General features: G+C 33.8%; 17 protein-coding genes. 4 read left to right on the top strand and 13 right to left on the bottom strand.

Going from position 1 to position 19,490, the window contains the following annotated elements; genetic code table 11:
* The first annotated feature begins 9 nt into the window (after positions 1 to 9).
* Positions 10 to 588 (top strand): 5'-methylthioadenosine/S-adenosylhomocysteine nucleosidase family protein, encoded by a 579-nt coding sequence (locus N7277_RS03065; protein ID WP_274780285.1) that lies wholly within the window; start codon positions 10 to 12, stop codon positions 586 to 588.
* A gap of 228 nt (positions 589 to 816) precedes the next feature.
* On the opposite strand, the gene guaC is transcribed toward N7277_RS03065, so the two are convergent.
* From guaC to surE, 3 genes are all read right to left on the bottom strand, one after another.
* Positions 817 to 1,860, bottom strand: a complete 1,044-nt coding sequence (gene guaC, locus N7277_RS03060) for a GMP reductase (RefSeq protein WP_274780284.1) — start codon at positions 1,858 to 1,860, stop codon at positions 817 to 819.
* A gap of 565 nt (positions 1,861 to 2,425) precedes the next feature.
* A complete protein-coding gene (locus N7277_RS03055) occupies positions 2,426 to 3,250 on the bottom strand; it encodes an alpha/beta hydrolase (RefSeq protein ID WP_274780283.1) in 825 nt (274 codons plus the stop codon).
* Positions 3,251 to 3,405: 155 nt separating this feature from the next.
* A complete protein-coding gene (surE, locus tag N7277_RS03050) occupies positions 3,406 to 4,173 on the bottom strand; it encodes a 5'/3'-nucleotidase SurE (RefSeq protein WP_274780282.1) in 768 nt (255 codons plus the stop codon).
* 321 nt (positions 4,174 to 4,494) lie between these two features.
* On the opposite strand from surE, the gene N7277_RS03045 reads away from it, so the two are divergent.
* Positions 4,495 to 6,615, top strand: coding sequence for a carboxy terminal-processing peptidase (locus N7277_RS03045; RefSeq protein WP_274780281.1), 2,121 nt, complete (start codon positions 4,495 to 4,497; stop codon positions 6,613 to 6,615).
* A 60-nt stretch (positions 6,616 to 6,675) separates the two neighbouring features.
* Here N7277_RS03045 and N7277_RS03040 read toward each other — a convergent pair whose 3' ends face one another.
* On the bottom strand, positions 6,676 to 7,188 hold the full coding sequence (locus N7277_RS03040) for a methylated-DNA--[protein]-cysteine S-methyltransferase (RefSeq protein ID WP_274780280.1): 513 nt from the start codon (positions 7,186 to 7,188) through the stop codon (positions 6,676 to 6,678).
* Positions 7,189 to 7,394: 206 nt separating this feature from the next.
* Between N7277_RS03040 and N7277_RS03035 the strand changes: the two genes are divergently transcribed.
* Together N7277_RS03035 and feoB are read left to right on the top strand one after the other, a co-directional pair.
* On the top strand, positions 7,395 to 7,649 hold the full coding sequence (locus N7277_RS03035) for a FeoA family protein (RefSeq protein WP_069799908.1): 255 nt from the start codon (positions 7,395 to 7,397) through the stop codon (positions 7,647 to 7,649).
* 32 nt (positions 7,650 to 7,681) lie between these two features.
* Positions 7,682 to 9,724 (top strand): ferrous iron transport protein B, encoded by a 2,043-nt coding sequence (feoB, locus tag N7277_RS03030; protein WP_274780279.1) that lies wholly within the window; start codon positions 7,682 to 7,684, stop codon positions 9,722 to 9,724.
* Positions 9,725 to 9,755: 31 nt separating this feature from the next.
* Here the strand turns inward: feoB and N7277_RS03025 are convergent, their stop codons facing one another.
* The 9 genes from N7277_RS03025 to N7277_RS02985 all read right to left on the bottom strand — a co-directional run bounded on the left by N7277_RS03025 (position 9,756) and on the right by N7277_RS02985 (position 19,487).
* Complete coding sequence (locus N7277_RS03025) at positions 9,756 to 10,256, bottom strand: ferritin (RefSeq protein WP_213197166.1); 501 nt, start codon at positions 10,254 to 10,256, stop codon at positions 9,756 to 9,758.
* A 558-nt stretch (positions 10,257 to 10,814) separates the two neighbouring features.
* The gene (locus N7277_RS03020; RefSeq protein ID WP_274780278.1) at positions 10,815 to 12,512 is read right to left on the bottom strand and encodes a hypothetical protein; all 1,698 of its coding nucleotides are present in this window, start codon (positions 12,510 to 12,512) and stop codon (positions 10,815 to 10,817) included.
* Positions 12,513 to 12,591: 79 nt separating this feature from the next.
* Entirely contained in the window at positions 12,592 to 14,388 is a 1,797-nt protein-coding gene (lepA, locus tag N7277_RS03015) for a translation elongation factor 4 (protein WP_274780277.1), read from the bottom strand.
* Positions 14,389 to 14,476: 88 nt separating this feature from the next.
* The gene (locus N7277_RS03010) at positions 14,477 to 14,998 is read right to left on the bottom strand and encodes a hypothetical protein (RefSeq protein WP_274780276.1); all 522 of its coding nucleotides are present in this window, start codon (positions 14,996 to 14,998) and stop codon (positions 14,477 to 14,479) included.
* Positions 14,999 to 15,005: 7 nt separating this feature from the next.
* A complete protein-coding gene (locus N7277_RS03005) occupies positions 15,006 to 15,509 on the bottom strand; it encodes a hypothetical protein (RefSeq protein ID WP_274780275.1) in 504 nt (167 codons plus the stop codon).
* A gap of 22 nt (positions 15,510 to 15,531) precedes the next feature.
* Positions 15,532 to 16,083 carry an RNA polymerase sigma factor gene (locus N7277_RS03000; protein WP_274780274.1) on the bottom strand — a complete coding sequence of 184 codons (552 nt, stop codon included), beginning with the start codon at positions 16,081 to 16,083 and terminating at the stop codon, positions 15,532 to 15,534.
* A 139-nt stretch (positions 16,084 to 16,222) separates the two neighbouring features.
* Positions 16,223 to 16,864: a 50S ribosomal protein L25/general stress protein Ctc gene (locus N7277_RS02995; RefSeq protein WP_274780273.1), complete on the bottom strand. Its 642-nt coding sequence runs from the start codon at positions 16,862 to 16,864 to the stop codon at positions 16,223 to 16,225.
* A 54-nt stretch (positions 16,865 to 16,918) separates the two neighbouring features.
* Positions 16,919 to 17,857 (bottom strand): ribose-phosphate diphosphokinase, encoded by a 939-nt coding sequence (locus tag N7277_RS02990; RefSeq protein WP_274780272.1) that lies wholly within the window; start codon positions 17,855 to 17,857, stop codon positions 16,919 to 16,921.
* A gap of 91 nt (positions 17,858 to 17,948) precedes the next feature.
* Positions 17,949 to 19,487, bottom strand: coding sequence for an SGNH/GDSL hydrolase family protein (locus N7277_RS02985; protein ID WP_274780271.1), 1,539 nt, complete (start codon positions 19,485 to 19,487; stop codon positions 17,949 to 17,951).
* Positions 19,488 to 19,490: the final 3 nt, after the last annotated feature.

Genomic DNA, 19,490 nt, shown 5'->3' with positions numbered 1-19,490 from the left:
TTTTTAGCTATGAAAGAAATAAATATCAACGGAACCATTTACCAAAATCCGCTTTTAGTTTTTGCCTTAGAAGTAGAAGCACAAGAAGAATTTAATGATTTTCAGAAAGTTTTTACTGGAGTAGGGAAGATTAATGCATCGTATCATCTTTTTAAAGGTATAGAAAAATACAATCCAGATATTATCATTAATTTGGGAACCGCAGGAAGCACGGCTTTTAATAAGGGAAATGTGGTGTGTTGTACGCAATTTATCCAAAGAGATATGGAGGTGATGGCGCTTGGTTTTCAAAAGTTTGAAACACCATTTGCTAATGGTGAAATTATTCTAGAACACGGCGTTGCTTTAGAAGAAGTTCCGAATGGAATTTGCGGAAGTGGAGACCAGTTCGAAATGGAGCACTGTAATTCTGAATACAACGTGATAGAAATGGAAGCTTATGCTCTGGCAAAAGTGTGCAAAGAAGAAAAATTACCATTTTTGTGTCTTAAATATATTTCTGATGGTGCAGATGGAAACGCAGTAGACGATTGGAGCACAGAAGTAAAAAAAGCAGCGAAAAAATTGAGAGAAACGCTTTTAAAATAAAAAAAATCCTCGAATTAATCGAGGATTAAGGTGTTATAATTCAAAGAATTATATTTTATTGGAGCACTTGTGTTTTCGGGTGCAAATATAAAAAGAATATTTTTTATCTCCAAAAAAAATGATTAGAAATCCTTTGATTAACAGCTGTTTAGATAATAATTACCATTTCGTAATTCGCTGCAAATAAAATAATTGCATTAGCGCGAATAAAAAGTTTTTTTATCTAAGCTATTCGTTGCCAAAGACTTCGTTATGCTGTTCTTGCACTCTGATAAAGGTGGTTCTTTTCGATAATTCCTTCAGTTGAGAAGCGCCAACATACGTACAAGTAGAGCGTACCCCGCCTAAAATATCTTTCACCGTTTCCACAACTGGTCCTTTGTATTTTACTTTTACAGTTTTCCCTTCAGAAGCACGATATTCTGCAACGCCACCACTGTGTTTTTCCATGGCCGTTTTAGAACTCATTCCGTAGAACAATCTGAATTTTTTGCCGTTTTCTTCCACCATTTCACCGCCACTTTCGTCGTGACCAGCAAACATTCCGCCCAGCATTACGAAATCTGCGCCTCCACCAAAAGCTTTGGCTACATCTCCCGGAACTTTGCAACCACCATCACCAATGATATGTCCACCCAAACCATGCGCTGCATCTGCACATTCTATAATCGCCGAAAGCTGAGGATAACCCACTCCAGTTTTCACTCGAGTAGTACACACAGAACCTGGCCCAATTCCTACTTTTATAATATCAGCACCGGCTAAAATGAGTTCTTCTACCATTTCGCCAGTCACCACATTTCCTGCGATGATGGTTTTATCTGGAAAATCTGCGCGAACTTTTTTTACAAAATTCACAAAATGTTCCGAATAACCATTGGCTACATCGATGCAGATGAAGTTTATTTTTGGGAATTTACTGATGATTTCTTTAATTTTTTCTTCGTCACTGCTTCCTGTTCCAGAGCTGATGGCGATGTATTGATAAATGCTTTCTGGCGAATTTTCTAGAAATGCCGACCATTCTTCTAGCGTATAATGCTTATGAATGGCGGTAATGATTTTTTCTTCTGCAAGAGCCGTTGCCATTTCAAAAGTCCCTACCGTATCCATATTGGCAGCGATAATGGGAACACCACGCCAAGTTTTTTTAGAATTTCTAAAGATAAATTCCCTTTCTAGACTTACTTGTGAACGAGATTTAAGAGTAGAACGTTTTGGGCGAAACATCACGTCTTTGAAGCCCAATTTTATATCATATTCTATGCGCATTTGGTAAAATTATTTTGTTAAAAATAAGGAATTTTTGGATTTCATGAGCAGAAAAATTAGACAAATGTATAATTCAAAATGATTTAGAAAGCAGAGCAATTCTCTGGAGTTTCATTTGGGTTAAAGTTGACTCAAGTTTTACGTTTGTTCGTGGTTTATTCGTAATTTATGGTACTTTTCCGAGGCTGATTCGAAGGAAACACGAACAAACCACGAGCAAACCCCAAGCAAAACTCTAATTTGACTGCTTGAAAACTCAAAGGATTGCCCATAAAAAAATCCGCTTTTTGCGGATTTTAGAGTTTATATTTTTCTAAGTAACGGATTACAAATCTGAAATATCAGCACCAAGTTATTTTCCTAAGACAGGGAAGAACTTTGCTTTTGTAAAAAAAGTCTTTCAAAGCTTCAATAACTCCATTTTAAGCACCTAAACTTTTAGCATTTTTAATTTTAACTAAAAAACAAACCTCGCTTAAAAGTACTTAAACGAGGTTGTATTTTATCTTTTTTAATGATTATTTTCTAAAAAGTGGAGTTGTGCAACAGCAACGCCTGTTGGCTGTCAGGTTTTTATACTTTTTATTTTTAATAATCCTTTATAAATTCCTTCAAACCATATTTTACCATGATTATCTATCTTTAGTTTTTCATATTCCCATTTTATGTTTTCATTTTCATTTTTTCTAATCCAATTGTTTATTTTGAATAGAGATTTATTAAACTTTTCTTCATAACTATCTTTATATCCACTATAAATAAAAAACTCTTTACTCACTTTACTATTTTCAATATAGAACTTTTTTGTAAGTTTAATTAGTTGTTCGTTGTCATAAGTGAAGTTAGGACTTAATAATATATTTGATTCAAAAAAAGTTGGTTCTTTTATGTTAAAATACATTAAAAAAGTTCCGCCTAATGAATGACCAATTCCAAGTTTTGAATTTTCAATTCTATAATTTTCTTTTAAATATGGTTCAACTTCATTTTTAATATGATTAATTAAAGTATCAGCTCCACCTATTGGTGGTTCGTATTCTTTTAACGTTTCAGGATTATTATTCACTGGTAAAAATTCAAACCATCTATCTTCTGTTACTATACCAACAATTATCAAAGGTTCAATATGATTCATTGATAATAATTCAATATTGCCTTTTACATAATTAAAAATTCTTTGGTTCTGTGAGTCAAATAAATATATAGTTTTAAATTTTTTCTCTGGTTGCTTAAAGTATTCGTCAGGTAAAAATATTTGTAACTCTCTTGATTTATTAAAAACTAAAGAATTTAGATAAACAGTTTTGGTTTCAGCATAATATTTATTTTCATCAATTTCTTGTGAAAATAAAAAATTAATAAAAAATAAAAGTAAAATTAGTATTCTCATTTATTGATTAAGTTATTGAATTTACGATTCTGCGTTAAACTTGCAGCCAACGGTTCGGCGGATTTGCGAAGTCCCGAGAATGAAGTTTACTTCCGTTCTTGGGATTTTCTCATATCATCCAAATATACAAAATTTTCGCTTAGAAAAACCTTTATTTACCCATTCAAAACCTCTCCCAATTCCTGTAAATATTCATGAGCAGTTAAATCAAATTTCACGGGAACTACAGAGATGTAACCATCGGCAAGTGCGTTTTCATCAGCATCTTTTCCTTCGTCTTGGTTGTTAAAATAACCAGTAAGCCAATAGTATTTTTTGCCATGAGGATTTATACGTTCGTCAAAACTCTCTTCCCATTTTGCTTGGGCTTGTCTGCAAACTTTGATGCCTTTTATTTCTTCTTTTTTCAGTTTCGGGATGTTCACATTCAGCACAATTCCTTTTGGCAATGGATTTTCTAAAACTTTTTTTACAATATTCTGGATATAGTCTTTGCATTGTGAGAAATCTGCGTCCCACGCAAAATCCAGCAGAGAAAATCCTATAGACTGTAAACCTTCTACACCTGCTTCTACTGCGGCAGACATGGTACCAGAATAAATGACATTAATCGAAGAATTAGCACCATGATTAATTCCCGAAACCACTAAATCTGGTTTTCTGGTCAAGACTTTATCTAAGGCAAATTTTACGCAATCTACAGGAGTTCCGCTCAGTGAATAATCACGCTGAGGTCCTTCTAAATTGATTTCTTCGAAAGTAAGGGTAGAATTGATGGTAATGGCATGTCCTTTTCCAGATTGAGGTGAATTAGGCGCTACTACAATTACTTCGCCTATTTCGTTCATAAAATTCACCAAATTTCTAATTCCGGGAGCGGTAATTCCGTCATCATTGGTTACCAATATCAAAGGTTTTTTCATATAAATTTTAATTTTAGACAAATTTAATTAAAAAATTAGCGCTATTTTTGAATAAGGCATTAAATTTGGTGCTTATTTTGTTATAAATTTACCAGTCAAAAATTTATTTCTTAACACGTAAGTAGATTAAAAAAACTGGATAAAGAAACATAAGAACACATTAGTTTTTGAAAATCTTTGATTTTCTTCTTATTTGTTCTATTGTATATTTTCAATGTTAAATCTTTATGTGACTTATGTGTAAAAAAATAGAATGCTCATTAAATCATTGTAACAAACTTTATCAATATATAACTTATACCCAATAATACTTTTAACAATATGTTCAAAAATTTCAAACTCAATAAATTATTATTTTTCGCACCATTAATCACGCTCATGTTCTGTTTTAATGCACCACAGAATGATGACGAGAAGATGCAAACGATTATGATAAGTGTAAAAAATACGCTTTCTTATCTGCATTATTCACCTAAGCCGATTAATGATGCTTATTCTGCTGATGTTTATGATAAATACATGGAAATGATAGACCCAGGAAAAAGATTTTTCTTGCAGTCAGAAGTAGATGAATTCAGCAAACACAGAACCAAATTAGATGATTATCTGAACAGAGGCGACCTAACTTTTTATAAGTTGACGGTTGATAAATTATACGACAGAACCGCAGAAATTGAAAAATATTCTCAGGAAATCTTGAGCAAACCGATTAATTTTGAAGAAAATGATGAATTAATTCTGGAACCAAAACTGAAGAAATATCCTCAGAATCAAGAAGAATTAAAAAACGAATGGAAAAAATTCATCAAGTACAATATTCTTCAAGAAATAGAAACACTGAATGCGAAAGAAGAAACGCAACGTGAGAAAAAAGACAGTGTAAACCGTCTGAAACTGAAAGATACCATTAAGTTAGAAATTCTTACACCAGCGCAAAAACAAGTAAAAGCGACGGAAGAAGTAAAAGATTTAATGACTTCTATGTTTAAGAGATTCCAAAAACGTAAAAAAATGGATTGGTTCTCTGTTTACATGAACGCTTACACCGAAGTTTTTGATCCGCATACCAATTATTTTTCACCTCAAGACAAAGAAGATTTTGATGTGAATTTCGTTGGAAAAGTAATTGGAATTGGGGCAACGATTCAAGAAAGCAAAGGAAAAATAAAAATCGGAACATTGGTAGTTGGCGCTCCAGCTTGGAAATCGAAACAGATTTCAGAAGGAGACGAAATTCTAAAAGTTCAGTCTAAAAAAGGAGAAGAACCCATTAATGTAACGGGAATGTTGGTAGATGAAGCGGTGCGTTTTATCCGTGGCGAAAAAGGAACAGAAGTAGTTCTTACGCTCAAGAAAAAAGACGGAACCATCAAAGAAGTGAAAATGATTCGTGAAGAAGTAGCGATAGAAGATACTTTTGCGAGAAGTATCATCATCAATGGAGCGAATGGTAAAAAATATGGATTCATCAATTTGCCAAGTTTCAATGCAGATTTTGAAGATGCTAAAGGAAGAAATGCTTCAGACGATATAAAAGCAGAACTCATTAAACTAAAAGCACAAAATGTAGAAGGAATTATCCTTGATTTAAGAAATAACGGAGGCGGTTCTCTTACCGAAGTGGTAGATATTATGGGACTTTTCATGAATAACGGACCTGTTGTTCAGGTAAAAGACGGAAACGGTAGAGTTCAGGTGATGAGAAACAAACAAAATGACCCAATTTGGACTGGGCCTTTGGTAATCATGCAAAACGAACTTTCAGCTTCTGCTTCTGAAATTTTAGCAGGTGCGATGAAAGATTACGGAAGAGCAGTAATTGTTGGTTCGCCTAATTCTTTCGGGAAAGGAACGGTGCAAACTTTCGTAGAACTGAATAGATTTTTAAACAGTACGGATGATTTCGGCTCACTGAAATTAACCATTCAGAAATTCTATAGAATCAACGGAAAATCTACGCAGTTAAAAGGTGTAGATTCTGATATCCCGATGAAAGATGTATTCTCTTATGAAGAAATTGGCGAAAGATTTGATAATTATGCTTTACCTTGGGATCAAGTAAACTCTAGCAGTTTTACAGTTAACAACCCGATAAATGTAGCAGGTTTGGCGAAAAATAGTCAGTCAAGAATGGCTCAAAATAAATTTTATCAATTGTTGCTAGAATCTGCACAGTGGAGAGAAAAATTAGACAAAGAAGAAAAGATTTCTCTTAATCTAAAAGATTTTGAAGCAGTAATGAAAACCAGAAAAGCACAGATTGATAAATTCAAACCATTGATTAAATACAATAACGGATTGAACTTCGCGCTTCACGCAGACGAAGTTGCCAGAGGAAAAACCGATGAGGTTTTTGCTAAAAAATCTGAAAACTGGATGAAAAATCTGAAAAGAGATATTTACCTGCAAGAAACCGTAAATATTATCTCTGAACTAAAATAAACATCTTTGATGTATTTATAACTTTACAACTCCTCCAAATTTTTGGAGGAGTTTTTTTATTTAAAACGTCAATTCTATTCCTTCAAGTTTTAAAAGGGCGGCTTTTCTATCTACACCACCAGCATAACCAGTAAGCGAAAGGTTTTTGCCAATTACTCTGTGACAAGGAACCACTAAGCATAATTTATTTCTAGAATTGGCATTGGCAACTGCTCTTACCGATTTTGGGCGTTTCATAGCATCGGCTTGAGATTGATAACTTCTGTACTCTCCAAAATTGATGTTCTGCAATTCTTCCCAAACTTTTTTCTGAAAATTTGTACCGGTAAATTCTACAGGAACGGTAAATTTTGTCAATTTTCCTTTGAAATATTGGCTCAATTCCTTTTCCAGAAGTTTCAAAACTCTGTTATTAGATGTTTTGATGACGCCATAACCTTGCGAAATTTCTTCCATGTGCTTTTCAAAATATTTAGAATCTTCAAAATCGAGAAGAAGCAAGGCATTTTGATTGGCAAAAGCCACCATTTTACCCAGAGGAGTTTCGAATGATTTGGTGTACAGCATATTCATAACGAAGTAGTTTTCAACAAATTTAGGAAGAATTTTTGCGAAAAGAAGGTTTAATTTTTAAAATACTTTTTCATTTCATCAATTTGAGAATCGTTTTTCGTGAGAATATGTTTTTAATCAGCAATTCTTTTGAAAAAAACTATGGAAGTCTTATTTAGAATTAAAATAAATAAAGTATATTTGCTCCTCAATTAATTATAGAAATCTTGCAGACAAATATTTCAAATAAATTGTGCTGTTTTCCTCGAAATAAAAAGGGGAAAATCAAAGGTTATGATAACGAAAACTTGCAGATGCCCAATAAGATTATCGAAATGGGATTATTGCCAGAAACATCATTCGTGATCTTACATCAAGCGCCTTTTAGCGGTCCTCTGTACATAGAATACGGAGAAGAAAAAACGAGAGTTGCCCTTCGTGAAGAAGAAGCGAGATTTATTTTCGTAGAACCAGAAAATTAAACCAAAATTTCTACTGAAATTTGGAAAATTATATGCCGAACTCAGCAAAAAAACAAAAACATATTCTTTTGGTAGGAAATCCCAATGTAGGAAAATCTACCATCTTCAATTTGCTTTGTAACAAAAACCAAAAAACCGGCAATTACGCTGGCGTTACTGTTGCTTCACACGAAGGAACTTACCTTTACAAAGACGAAGAAGTAGAAATTGTAGATTTGCCAGGTTCTTACAGCATTTATCCCACTTCAGAAGACGAAGCTATTTTCACCAAATATTTGATTGAAGAACAAGAAAAATATAGCGGTGTTATTTATATTGCAGATGCGCTGAATCTCAAAAGAAGCTTACTGCTTTATCAGCAAATTAAAGATTTGGGAATTCCTGTTTTGATGGTGATTAACCAAGTAGATTTGGCGGAAAAAAGAGGTTTACACATCGATTCTAAAAAACTGAGCGAACTCCTAGGTCAAAATATTCTGGAAACCAATGCCAAAAAGAATATTGGGATTGATGAAATAAGAGAATCAATTTTTAAAGATGAATTTTCGGTTTCGGATAAGCCTTATTTTGATATTCCTTCGGAAAATTTAGGATTGGTTTTCAAGATTTCAAGACAAATCGAAGAGAAAAATTTCTATAAAGTTTGGACGCTTATTGCTGCAGATACTTATCTCGGCAAATTAGAAAGTGTAAAAACACAATTGAATCAAGAAGACAGAAAATGTATGGTTCCGAAGCGTTTACAAGTGCAGGAAACCATCAGAAGATACCAGCAAATTGACGGAATTATCTCTCAAACGATTTCTAAAAAACCTCAGTTCAAGGAACTTCTCACCGAAAAATTAGACAAAGTTTTAGTACATCCTGTTTTAGGATATTTGGTTTTTGGGATTATTTTACTTACCATTTTCCAAAGTGTATTTTTCATCGCAGAATATCCTATGAATTGGATTGAAGCCGCTTTTGCTTGGTTGTCTGAAACTTCTAGAACTTGGCTTCCAGAAGGTCCATTGAATTCATTAATTTCTGACGGAATTATTCCAGGAATTGGCGGAATTGTGATTTTTGCCCCACAAATCGGGATTCTTTTATATTTCTTGTATTTATTAGAAGATTCTGGTTACATGGCAAGAGTTATTTTCTTGATGGACAGATTCTTACGACCGTTTGGTTTAAACGGAAAAAGTATTGTTCCGCTCGTTTCGGGAACAGCTTGCGCCATTCCTGCAATTATGAGTACCAGAAACATCGAAAACGTAAAAGAGCGACTCATCACGATTCTCATTACACCTTTTATGACGTGTTCTGCAAGACTTCCGGTTTACAGTATCATTATTGCGCTTATTTTTACTGATGGAACTTTCTTTGGTGTAAAATATAAAGCGATTGCGCTTCTGGGAATGTATTTCTTAGGATTTGCGACTTCGCTTTTAGCTGCATTTATTTTAAAATATTTCATTAAAAATAAAGGAAAAACCTTCTTGGTAATGGATTTACCGACTTATAAAATGCCGCTTTGGAAATATGATTTCAAATTGGTTTTAGGTAAAGTTTGGGAATTTATTACAGGCGCTGGAAAAATTATTTTGGCAGTAAGTGTAATTCTTTGGTTTTTAAGTTATTTCGGACCGAAAGATGATTTCCATATTTTAGAACATCATTCAGATGTGAAGTTAGAAAATTCTTATTTGGCTAAAATCGGGAAACAAATGGAACCTGTGATTTCACCATTGGGTTACGATTGGAAAATGGGAGTGGGAATTCTTACCAGTTTTGCAGCGAGAGAAGTGTTTGTTGGCACAATGTCAACGCTTTACAGTCTTGATGATGATGCTCCAGAAAAATCGGTCATCGAAAAAATGAGAAGTGATGTAAAACCGAATGGCGAAAAAGTCTTCAGTTTTGCAACCGGACTTTCCATACTTATATTCTACGCTTTTGCGATGCAATGTATTTCTACGATTGCTGTAGTCTACAGAGAAACAAAATCTTGGAAATGGACGGCTATTCAGTTGGTTTGCATGTCTGGTTTAGCTTATCTAGCTTCCATGTTGGTTTACCAATTTTTCAAATAAAAAAAACTGCTTTTAAAAGCAGTTTTTCATTTTATTCAGCTACGAAAACGCGTTTCGCCAGTTCTTGATCAAAAAGATACAAAGCAGAAGGATTGTCTTTCACCATTTTAATTTTCGAAATCAATTGAGAAGCATTGGCTTCTTCTTCTACCTGTTCATTTACAAACCATTGTAAGAAAGCAGCAGTAGAGTAATCTCCTGCATCATTAGCAGCTTTTACAATGTCAAAAATACTTTTGGTTACTAATTTTTCGTGCTCTAAAGCTTTTTCAAAAATTTCTAAAGCATCTTTGAAATCATGAGGAGGTTGTTTTACTTCTTGTAGTACAATTCTTCCACCGATATCATTCAAATAATCAAAGAATTTTTCTGAATGCATCAGTTCTTCTTTAGATTGAACTCTGAAATAATTGGCAATTCCGTCTAAATCTTGTTCTAAAAACCAAGCGCTCATAGATAGATACAATTGCGCCGCATATTGTTCTTTTGCAATTTGCTGATTCAGCAAATCAAATATATAATCTCTGTTCATAATAAATGAATTTATTCAAAGATAAGAAAGAAATGTGATTTAGGTTTATGAAATTTTATCTCTTCCTGGGCATTTTTTACATCTTTTCCCTTTCTTAAATTTCTTGCAACATTTCTTTTTACCACAATATTGTTCGTAGTTTTTGCTCTCCAAAGTTGGAACAACAAGATTGAAATAAGGGTTAGTTCTGAAATCCATGATACAAAATTAATCTTTATTTAGAATAGTTCAAAATAATTATGTAATTTTGTAATAAGATTTTTGTCATGGAAAGTTTAGTCCTTCAATACGTTATCATTTTTGCAGCTTTATTAGCAGCATCTTATTCTATTTATAAAATCATTAAAAAAACTTTTTCTCCAAAAAAATTTGCTAGTAAAAGAACGCATTGCGATAAAGATTGTGGCTGTTCATGATTTTTAAAACATTGAAAACCTTTTTCTAACATTAAGAGTTTATTAAGGAATTAAGAAAAATAAGTTTTAATTCTTCGAGTTTTTTTCTTAATAAACTTAATCTCTTAATTTTTGCTTAATGGTTTTAAAATCTATTTTTAAATTACCGAATTCTATAAATAGGATATTGATTTACAGTACCTTCGTAATATTCTGAATTTTTATATACCCAATCTAATTGTGCTGCTCCATCTTTTGCAAATTTAGCATCCGAAGCTTTTTTCAGTTCAAAAGCGGTTTTTAACGCTTTGTTGGTTTTCAATAATTCTGCGGCAGTATCTTCGAAAACGTAGTCAGAAAAATACTCTTTTTGTCCCAAAATTCCATCAAAAAAGTTCCAGTTGAAGTAAGAGTCTACTGCTTCTGGTTCTAGCGTTTCTAAAAGAAATTTAACGCCAGATTGTTTTGTAGAAACCAAATAATCTCCTTTTCTGAATTTTTTAGTCTTTAATTCTGATGAAACTTGAGTATCGAAATGCAAGTAATGACCTTCATAAGGATTTTTTACGGTTTTAAAATCTACGATTTTATAAGACTCAACTGTGATTAAAGAATCAGATTGTAATTCTTTGATTTTGATTTGATTGCGTTTTAAATTTTCTATGATTTTCCCTTCAGATTTTGGAATCACGTAATAAGTTGGAATTGTAATTTCCTTATCAGATTTATAAGTATCAAAGAATTTCACTTTTCTGGTGAAAGGTTTATTTCTGTCGTAAAAAAGTCTTGGTTTTCCTGAAATTTCGCTTGGTTTTTTCCCTGCTTCATAACCTTTGAAATCAATATAACTGTATTTGGTACTATCTAATTTCCAACGAATTGCGTATTTTTTATTTGGCAAATAATTCGTGAATTCTTCCATCATTTTTTTAGAAATTTCTGTGTAATTTTCATCTACAAAATTGATGGAATGTCTCATGTATTCATACGTTGCTTTTACGCGGTCTTTGTAAGGTTTTAGCATGTGCGTTTCTGCCACCGTTCCCGGAATGTTGAAAAGGGTAGTGTAACCCGTTGCATAACGTGGAGAATCCATAAACGCTGGGAAACCTTCATCTGGAGAATCTCCGTGAATATTCACATAAGGAACACTCAAAATTTTAGATTTCTCCATATTTTGAATCAATTTCGGCTGCATTTCTTGATGCAAGTATGTTCCGAGAGAATTTCCTAATCTTTCTTTATTGGTAGAAATATAGGTAAAAGTGTACTGATAATCTGCACCATTACTTACGTGATTATCAATGAAATAAATAGGTTTTAACCAATGGAGAATCTCTTGAAAAGCTTTGGCATTTTCTGTATCATTTTTGATGAAATCTCTATTCAAATCAAAATTTCTGGCATTACCCCGAAAACCGTATTCTTCTGGTCCGTTTTGATTGGCTCTTGAAAATTTGCCTCTTCTCAACATCCCCGAAATGTTATAGGCTTCAATCGCGGCAACTTTGGTATTTTGTGGCACTTTTATTTTTCCTAAAGCTAAATCACGTATCAGCATCATAGTAGCATCTATTCCGTCTGGTTCACCAGGATGAATTCCGTTATTGATGAAAATTACAGACGCATTTTGATTTTTAGAGTTATCAAAAATCACTACTCTAATTGGTTCTCCGTTGTCATCTTTTCCTTTTTCTGCTACGGAAATACTTTCGAAATTTTTATCTAAATCGTCATAGAATTTCACCATTTCTTCGTAAGTGGTGGTTTGATTTCCGTTGCCTTTTTCGTAAGGTGTTTTAAAATCTTGAGCAAAAGAAAATACGGTTTGAACGAGGAAAAGTAGCGTGATTTTTTTCATTGAGAGGAAAATTTAAACGAATATAAAAAAATCCACAGAAAACTCTGTGGATTTGTATTAATAAATGCATCTTTGATGCTTAATCATTCAATTTCAAAACTGCCATAAATGCAGATTGTGGAACTTCGACTCTACCAATTTGCTTCATTTTTTTCTTTCCTTCTTTCTGTTTTTCTAGGAGCTTACGCTTTCTGGAAATATCACCTCCGTAACATTTTGCGGTAACGTCTTTTCTCAACGCTTTTACGTTTTCACGGGCAATAACTTTTGCACCAAGAGCTGCCTGAATCGCGATATCAAACTGTTGACGAGGAATTAATTCTCTCAGTTTCTCGCACATTTTTTTACCAATGTAATACGCGTTGCTATCGTGAATTAATGAAGAAAGTGCATCTACCATATCTCCATTGATTAAAATGTCCATTTTCACCAATTTAGAAGCTCTAAAGCCAATTGGATGGTAATCAAATGAAGCATAACCTTTAGAAATAGATTTTAATCTGTCATAAAAATCAAAAACAACTTCTGAAAGCGGCATGTTAAATACCAGCTCTACACGGTCTGAAGTCAAATAAGATTGGTTTACAATTTCGCCGCGTTTTTCGATACAAAGCGTCATTACCGCACCCACGAAATCAGATTTTGTAATAATTGTAGCTTTGATGTAAGGTTCTTCTACACGATCTAGAGCAATAGGATCCATCATTTCTGACGGGTTATTAATCAAAATCGGAACATTCGGTTCTTTTTTAGAATAACCATAGTAAGAAACGTTAGGAACCGTAGTAATTACGTTCATGTTGAACTCTCTGTCTAGACGTTCCTGTACAATTTCCATGTGAAGCATTCCTAAGAAACCACAACGGAAACCGAAACCAAGTGCTGCAGAACTTTCTGGCTCGAAAACCAAAGAAGCATCATTCAGTCTTAATTTTTCTAGAGAAAATCTTAATTCTTCAAAATCTTCTGATTCAATAGGATAAATTCCCGCGAAAACCATTGGTTTTACATCTTCAAAACCATCAATAGCTTCGTTTGCAGGATTTACCATCGAAGTAATGGTATCACCTACTTTTACTTCTCTAGCATCTTTAATCCCCGAAATAATATAGCCTACATCTCCGCATTTGATTTCAGATTTTGGAGCTTGTTTTAGTTTCAGCGTTCCTACTTCATCTGCTTCATAGACTTTATCAGTCGCCATGAATTTTACTTTCTCTCCTTTAGAAATTTTACCGTTTACTACTTTAAAGTAAGCCTCAATTCCACGGAAAGGATTATAAACAGAGTCAAAAATCAATGCTTGAAGTGGCGCGTTTTCATCACCTTTTGGAGCAGGAATTCTTTCTACGATTTGTTCAAGCAATTCATGAACACCTTCTCCAGTTTTTCCAGAAACACGCAAAACATCTTCTGGCTTACAACCGAGAAGATTTACAATTTCATCTGTAACTTCTTCTGGATTAGCAGAAGGCAAGTCTATTTTATTAAGAATTGGAATAATTTCCAAATCGTTTTCTAGCGCTAAATACAAGTTGCTAATAGTCTGTGCTTGAATACTTTGTGCAGCATCTACAATAAGTAGTGCTCCTTCACAAGCAGCGATAGAACGAGATACTTCGTAAGAAAAATCTACGTGTCCCGGTGTATCGATAAGGTTGAGAATATATTTTTCGCCTTTATATTCATAATCCATTTGGATGGCGTGAGATTTTATGGTAATTCCACGCTCTTTTTCCAAATCCATATCATCAAGGGTTTGCGCTTGCAACTCTCTTTGAGAAACCGTATTGGTATATTCTAAAAGCCTGTCTGCAAGGGTAGATTTCCCGTGGTCGATATGTGCGATTATGCAAAAATTTCTAATGTTCTTCATTCTTCTTTTTCAATGATTTGCAAAGATATTGATTTTAAGGTAAAATCCTAAAAATAAAAAACTCCGAATTGAATTTCGGAGTATATTTTTAAGGATTTTCGTGGTTTGGTATTGGCCCTCTACCTTTTGGTGGCCCCATTTGTTGTCTGCGTTCCATAAATTTTTCGCGCATTCTGCCTTCTTGACTAAAAAGTTTAAGTACTTGTTGAGGTGTTAAAATTTTGAGAAATTTATCAGCATAAACTTTTCTGTTGTTTAACAATTGTTGGCCTAAATCAAAGCTTTGGTTCAGCATTTTCTTAGCTTCTGCATCAGAAAGGTTTTCTTGAGAGAAATCTGCTCTGAACTTATTCTTGATGGTTTTTTGACTTTCAATATATTCTTTAAGAAGGTTTTTAAAAACTTCTTGCTTTTCTGCGGGAACTTGTAAATTTTTGATGGCCATCATGGTAGCTGCGTCTTCCATCAATTGTTTTCTTTGCTCAGGAGACATTTGTCTCATGTATTCTCTGCGCTGTTCTGGTGTCATGTTTCTAAAATTAGGCTTTTCTTGGGCTTTAAAACTCATAAAAGTGCCTAAAAACAGAAAGATATAGATAAAATTTTTCATAATTGATTTAGTTATAAAGGTCTAAATAGATGTCGTGACTGGTGTTTTTTGATAATTCTGCCAATTCTTCTTGAGTCAAAGAATTAAGAAGTTGCTCATAATTTTCATCAGTGTTTTTAGAATTCACAATCTGTTCTGTAATTTCTGGAGTTTGGGTATGAGCAACTTCTGTATTGTTTTCTTTGGCAATATTTTGTGATGAATTTTGGGTGTTATTTTGTTCTAGTTTTGGTTGTGTAGTTTCTACTTTGGTAATGATTTGTGCAGAATCTTGATTAGGCTTTGAAATTTCAGTTTGGTTCGTTTTCCATAAGAAAGTAAAGCCAAAAATTAATGCTAAAGCTGCGGCAATAGAAGTTACCATTGAAAAATTAATTTTAAAAATCTTCGGTTGATGTTCTTTTTTTCTTACAGTTTTATTAAGCACGTTTTCCTGTATTTCCTCGAAAGTGTTTTCGGGAATTTTGTAGGGTGTTTTTTTAGCTAATTGTTCTATATTAAAATCTTTCATTTTCTAATTTTTTTAAATTTTCTTATGATTCGTAGTTTTCTCTGATGTAGTTTTCTATTTTTTCTTTGGCGTAGTGGTAATTGGTTTTGCAAGTACTTACGCTCATTTCTAGAATGTTACTTATTTCTTCGAAAGGCAATTCATCATAATATCTTATATTGAAAACTAATTTTTGTTTCTCTGGTAATGTTTGAATGGCTTTCTGCAATAAAATCTGAATTTCTTCTGCATCACGCTCTGCATTTTGGGCGACTAAGTTTTGCATGTAATATTCTGCATCTTCGTCTGTTTTTTGCATTTTTTTCAGTTTTGCCAATTGTTGAAGCGCTTCATTAGTAGCAATTCTATAAAGCCAAGTGTACAGTTTACTGTCTCTCTTAAACTGACCAAAATTATTATAAGCCTTAATAAAAGTGTCTTGCAACACATCTTGCGCAAGGTCATGTTGCACAATTAACCTTCTGATATGCCAATAAAGCCGACTTTGATACGTATCCATCATCGCACGAAGTCCTTTTTCCAAAGAATTGGGCTGTAACATCAAGCTGATGATTTCGTCGTCTTTACAGTTCATAATTTAGTTTTCAGTGGTTTGATTGTTCTTTTTAAGGAAAGTTAAATTTAAAAATAAAAAAATTACAAAAGTTTTAAAAATAAAAAAAAACCATCCCGAACATCGGAATGGTTTTATATGTAGAATAAAGATTCTCTAATTATTCTGCTGCAGGAGCTTCTGCTTCTGGAGCTGCATCAGTTGCAACTTCTTCTTCATCTTCATCATCTTCTACCATTGCACCAGCATTTTTCATAGCATTTCTAGACATCTTCACAGCAGCTACTACTGCGTTATCTGGATGTAAGAAAGTGTATTGATCGTTTTTGATGTCTCCTACATATAATTTGTTACCAATTCTAAGTGGAGTAACATCTACTACGATTTCGTCTGGTAGATTAGAAGGAATAGCTTTTAATCTTAATTTTCTGAAAGATTGTCTTAGAACACCTCCCGCTAAAACACCTTTTGCACGACCGGTAATTCTTACAGGAACTTCCATAACTACTGGTTTATCAGCGCTTAATTGATAGAAGTCTGCGTGAAGAATTTTGTCTGTAATTGGGTGAAATTGGATGTCTTGTAAAACAGCATCAATTTTTTGACCATCTAGCTCAATTACTACCGTGTGTGCATCTGGAGTGTAAACCAAGTCTTTGAAAGATTTCTCTGTAGTAGAGAAATTGATTGGTTGCTCACCTCCATAAACAACACAAGGAACTAATTCAGCATCACGTAGAGCTTTGGTAGACTTTTTGCCCACGCTTTCTCTTTTTGTACCTTGAATTGTAATAGATTTCATTTAAAAATATTTAAGTGTGTTAAATTTTTCAGGCTGCAAATATAGTGAAAAAATTTATATAATAAACTTATCACTAATTGATTTATGCTCGTGTACCATCTTCATTACATCTGCAAATAGTTTGGCACATGATAAGACCTTAATTTTAGAAGAAAGCTCTGATTTTACTGGAATAGTATCAGTTACAATTACTTCGCTAATCTGTGAGTTTTCTATATTTTCATAGGCTTTACCAGAAAGAACTGGGTGAGTTGCCATGGCTCTTACTGATTTTGCTCCGTTTTTCATCAAAATTTCTGCTGCTTTGCAAAGTGTTCCTGCAGTGTCTATCATGTCATCAATTAGGATAACATTTCTGTCTTTTACATCGCCAATCAAGAACATTTCCTCTACTACATTTGCTTTTTTTCTTTCTTTGTAGGCAATTACTACTTCTGCACCTAGGTAACCCGCGTAATTTTTCGCTCTTTTTGCACCTCCCATATCTGGTGAAGCAATGGTAAGATTATCTAAGTTTAAAGACTTAATGTGGTCTACAAAGATTGTAGAAGCATAAAGATGGTCTACAGGAATTTCGAAGAAACCTTGAATTTGGTCTGCGTGTAAATCAATAGTCATGATTCTTGTAGCGCCAGCTGCAGTTAATAGATTAGCTACTAATTTTGCTCCGATTGGTGCTCTAGGCTTATCTTTTCTGTCTTGTCTAGCCAATCCAAAATATGGAATCACTACGGTAATGCTTTTTGCTGATGCTCTTTTTGCAGCATCAATCATTAAAAGAAGTTCTAAAAGATTGTCTGCTGGCGGAAAGGTAGAGCCGATAAGAAAAACTCTTCCTCCTCTTACAGATTGATCTAATACGGGTTCGAATTCCCCGTCACTAAACTGTTGGAAATTAATTTTCCCTAATTCTTGCCCATAGTGATTAGCGATTTTTTCTGCTAAATCTCGACTTGTTCTGGTGCAAAACAAATAGGTTGCTTGATCAGCCATTTTTACTTTTTTTGGTTTTGCAAATTTAAAAAAAATAAAACCACCTGAAAAATATCAGGTGGTTTTTATAAAAATTATTTTTTTATTATTACTATTTTGGGAAAGTTACCCCAGAATAAGCATTAACATCTACGAATGGAAGTGTAGAGTAGAATGTATTATTAATTGCAGCGATGAAAGTATTTGCAATTAATGCATAACCTCTACCATTAGGGTGTACTCCATCTAAAGAGAAAGTACCTCCTGTTACAAATGATGCGCTATACTTCACTCCATTGTATTGAATTCCTGATGCAGTTGCTAACTCTCTCATTTTTGCATTGGCGTCAACTAATGCAAGGCCGTAAGTTGTTGCTAAGCTTGAAATAGAAGCGTTATAAGCATCTACAGCTGTTTTTACAGTAGCAGCCTCGGTTTTAGTTAAAACATGTTTGTTTTCTAGTGGGTAAGAAATACCATATACATTTACTGGTGCAGGAGCACTAGAATTGGTAGACCCAATAACTGTACTTGTAGTAAGAAGAATATAGTCTTCTGCTGTAGCTTGTCTAGCCTGACCAAAAATTTGCCCAAATGCAGTAGCTGTTGCTAATCCTAATGATGGAGTTAAGGCTGCAGTTAGCTGAGCAGATAAATCTGTTAAAGATGTATCTTTAATCAAAACAGGGTTTGTAGATGTGGCAGAAAGTAAATTAATTCTGCTTCCAGCTCCAAATGCTGTAAGCGCTTGCTTAAGCGGGCCATATAAACTTGCGTTTAGAGTAGCAAGATTTGATCCTAATAATGTAGGGGTTAATGGATTGTAAGGAACGGTTGTAAAATAAGGTATTGTGGTAACATACGGAATATTTGCAATTGCTCCTTTAGATTTTGCATTTGCACCTTTTAAACCTAAGATAACGTTTTTAATTACATTTGCTACAACGTTAGGGTCAGAAATATCGTTAGAACCATAAGTAGATGGATCTAAGTTTCCTTTTTGGTCTACTCCAGAACCACCAGAAGTTGCGTAAGAAAGAACGTCATTATTCCCAATCCATAATGTATAGAAACTAGGTTGCTGTGCCGCTGCATCTGTTAGAACTGTAGTGGTTGCAGATGTTGCAAATCTCACGAAGTAAGGATTAGCCTTTCCTGTAGCTAAATTAGCAGCACTACCATAACCAGGAGTTACTAAATGGAAAGATTTAGCACCAGGAACCCCCATGTTATTAAAATATTTTCCTGTACCCCCAATAATGTCTAGGTTAGCACCTGGAGCTGAAGGTGTAGGAGAAAGGGTTGCGCTTAGCGTTAATTTTCCATAAAACTCTTTGTTACCAGAAGCGGCAAATAAATCAGTGAATCCACCTACGTTATTTGGCATTAATGGTTGTGTAAAAGTTTGTGTACCTCCTGCAAGAGCCATTTGTTTAGCAATCATAGAAGGAAAAGATTCTTTTTGCCCATCTAGGTATAATGCACCGTCTCTATATCCTGAAGTGAGTGAGTTTCCTATTGAAACAAATTTTGAAAAATCTGCATTTCCTGCAGAAACCGTAACGTTATTTACGTCTCTTTCGAAATCTGTGTTACAGCTTACAAGAGTTAAAGCTGAAATTGCGAAAGCTGATAATATTATTTTTTTCATAAT

Source organism: Cloacibacterium sp. TD35 (assembly GCF_028864635.1).
GTDB lineage: Bacteria > Bacteroidota > Bacteroidia > Flavobacteriales > Weeksellaceae > Cloacibacterium.
Note: the sequence above shows the minus strand (reverse complement) of the source record. Positions and strands in the feature narration are given on the sequence as shown.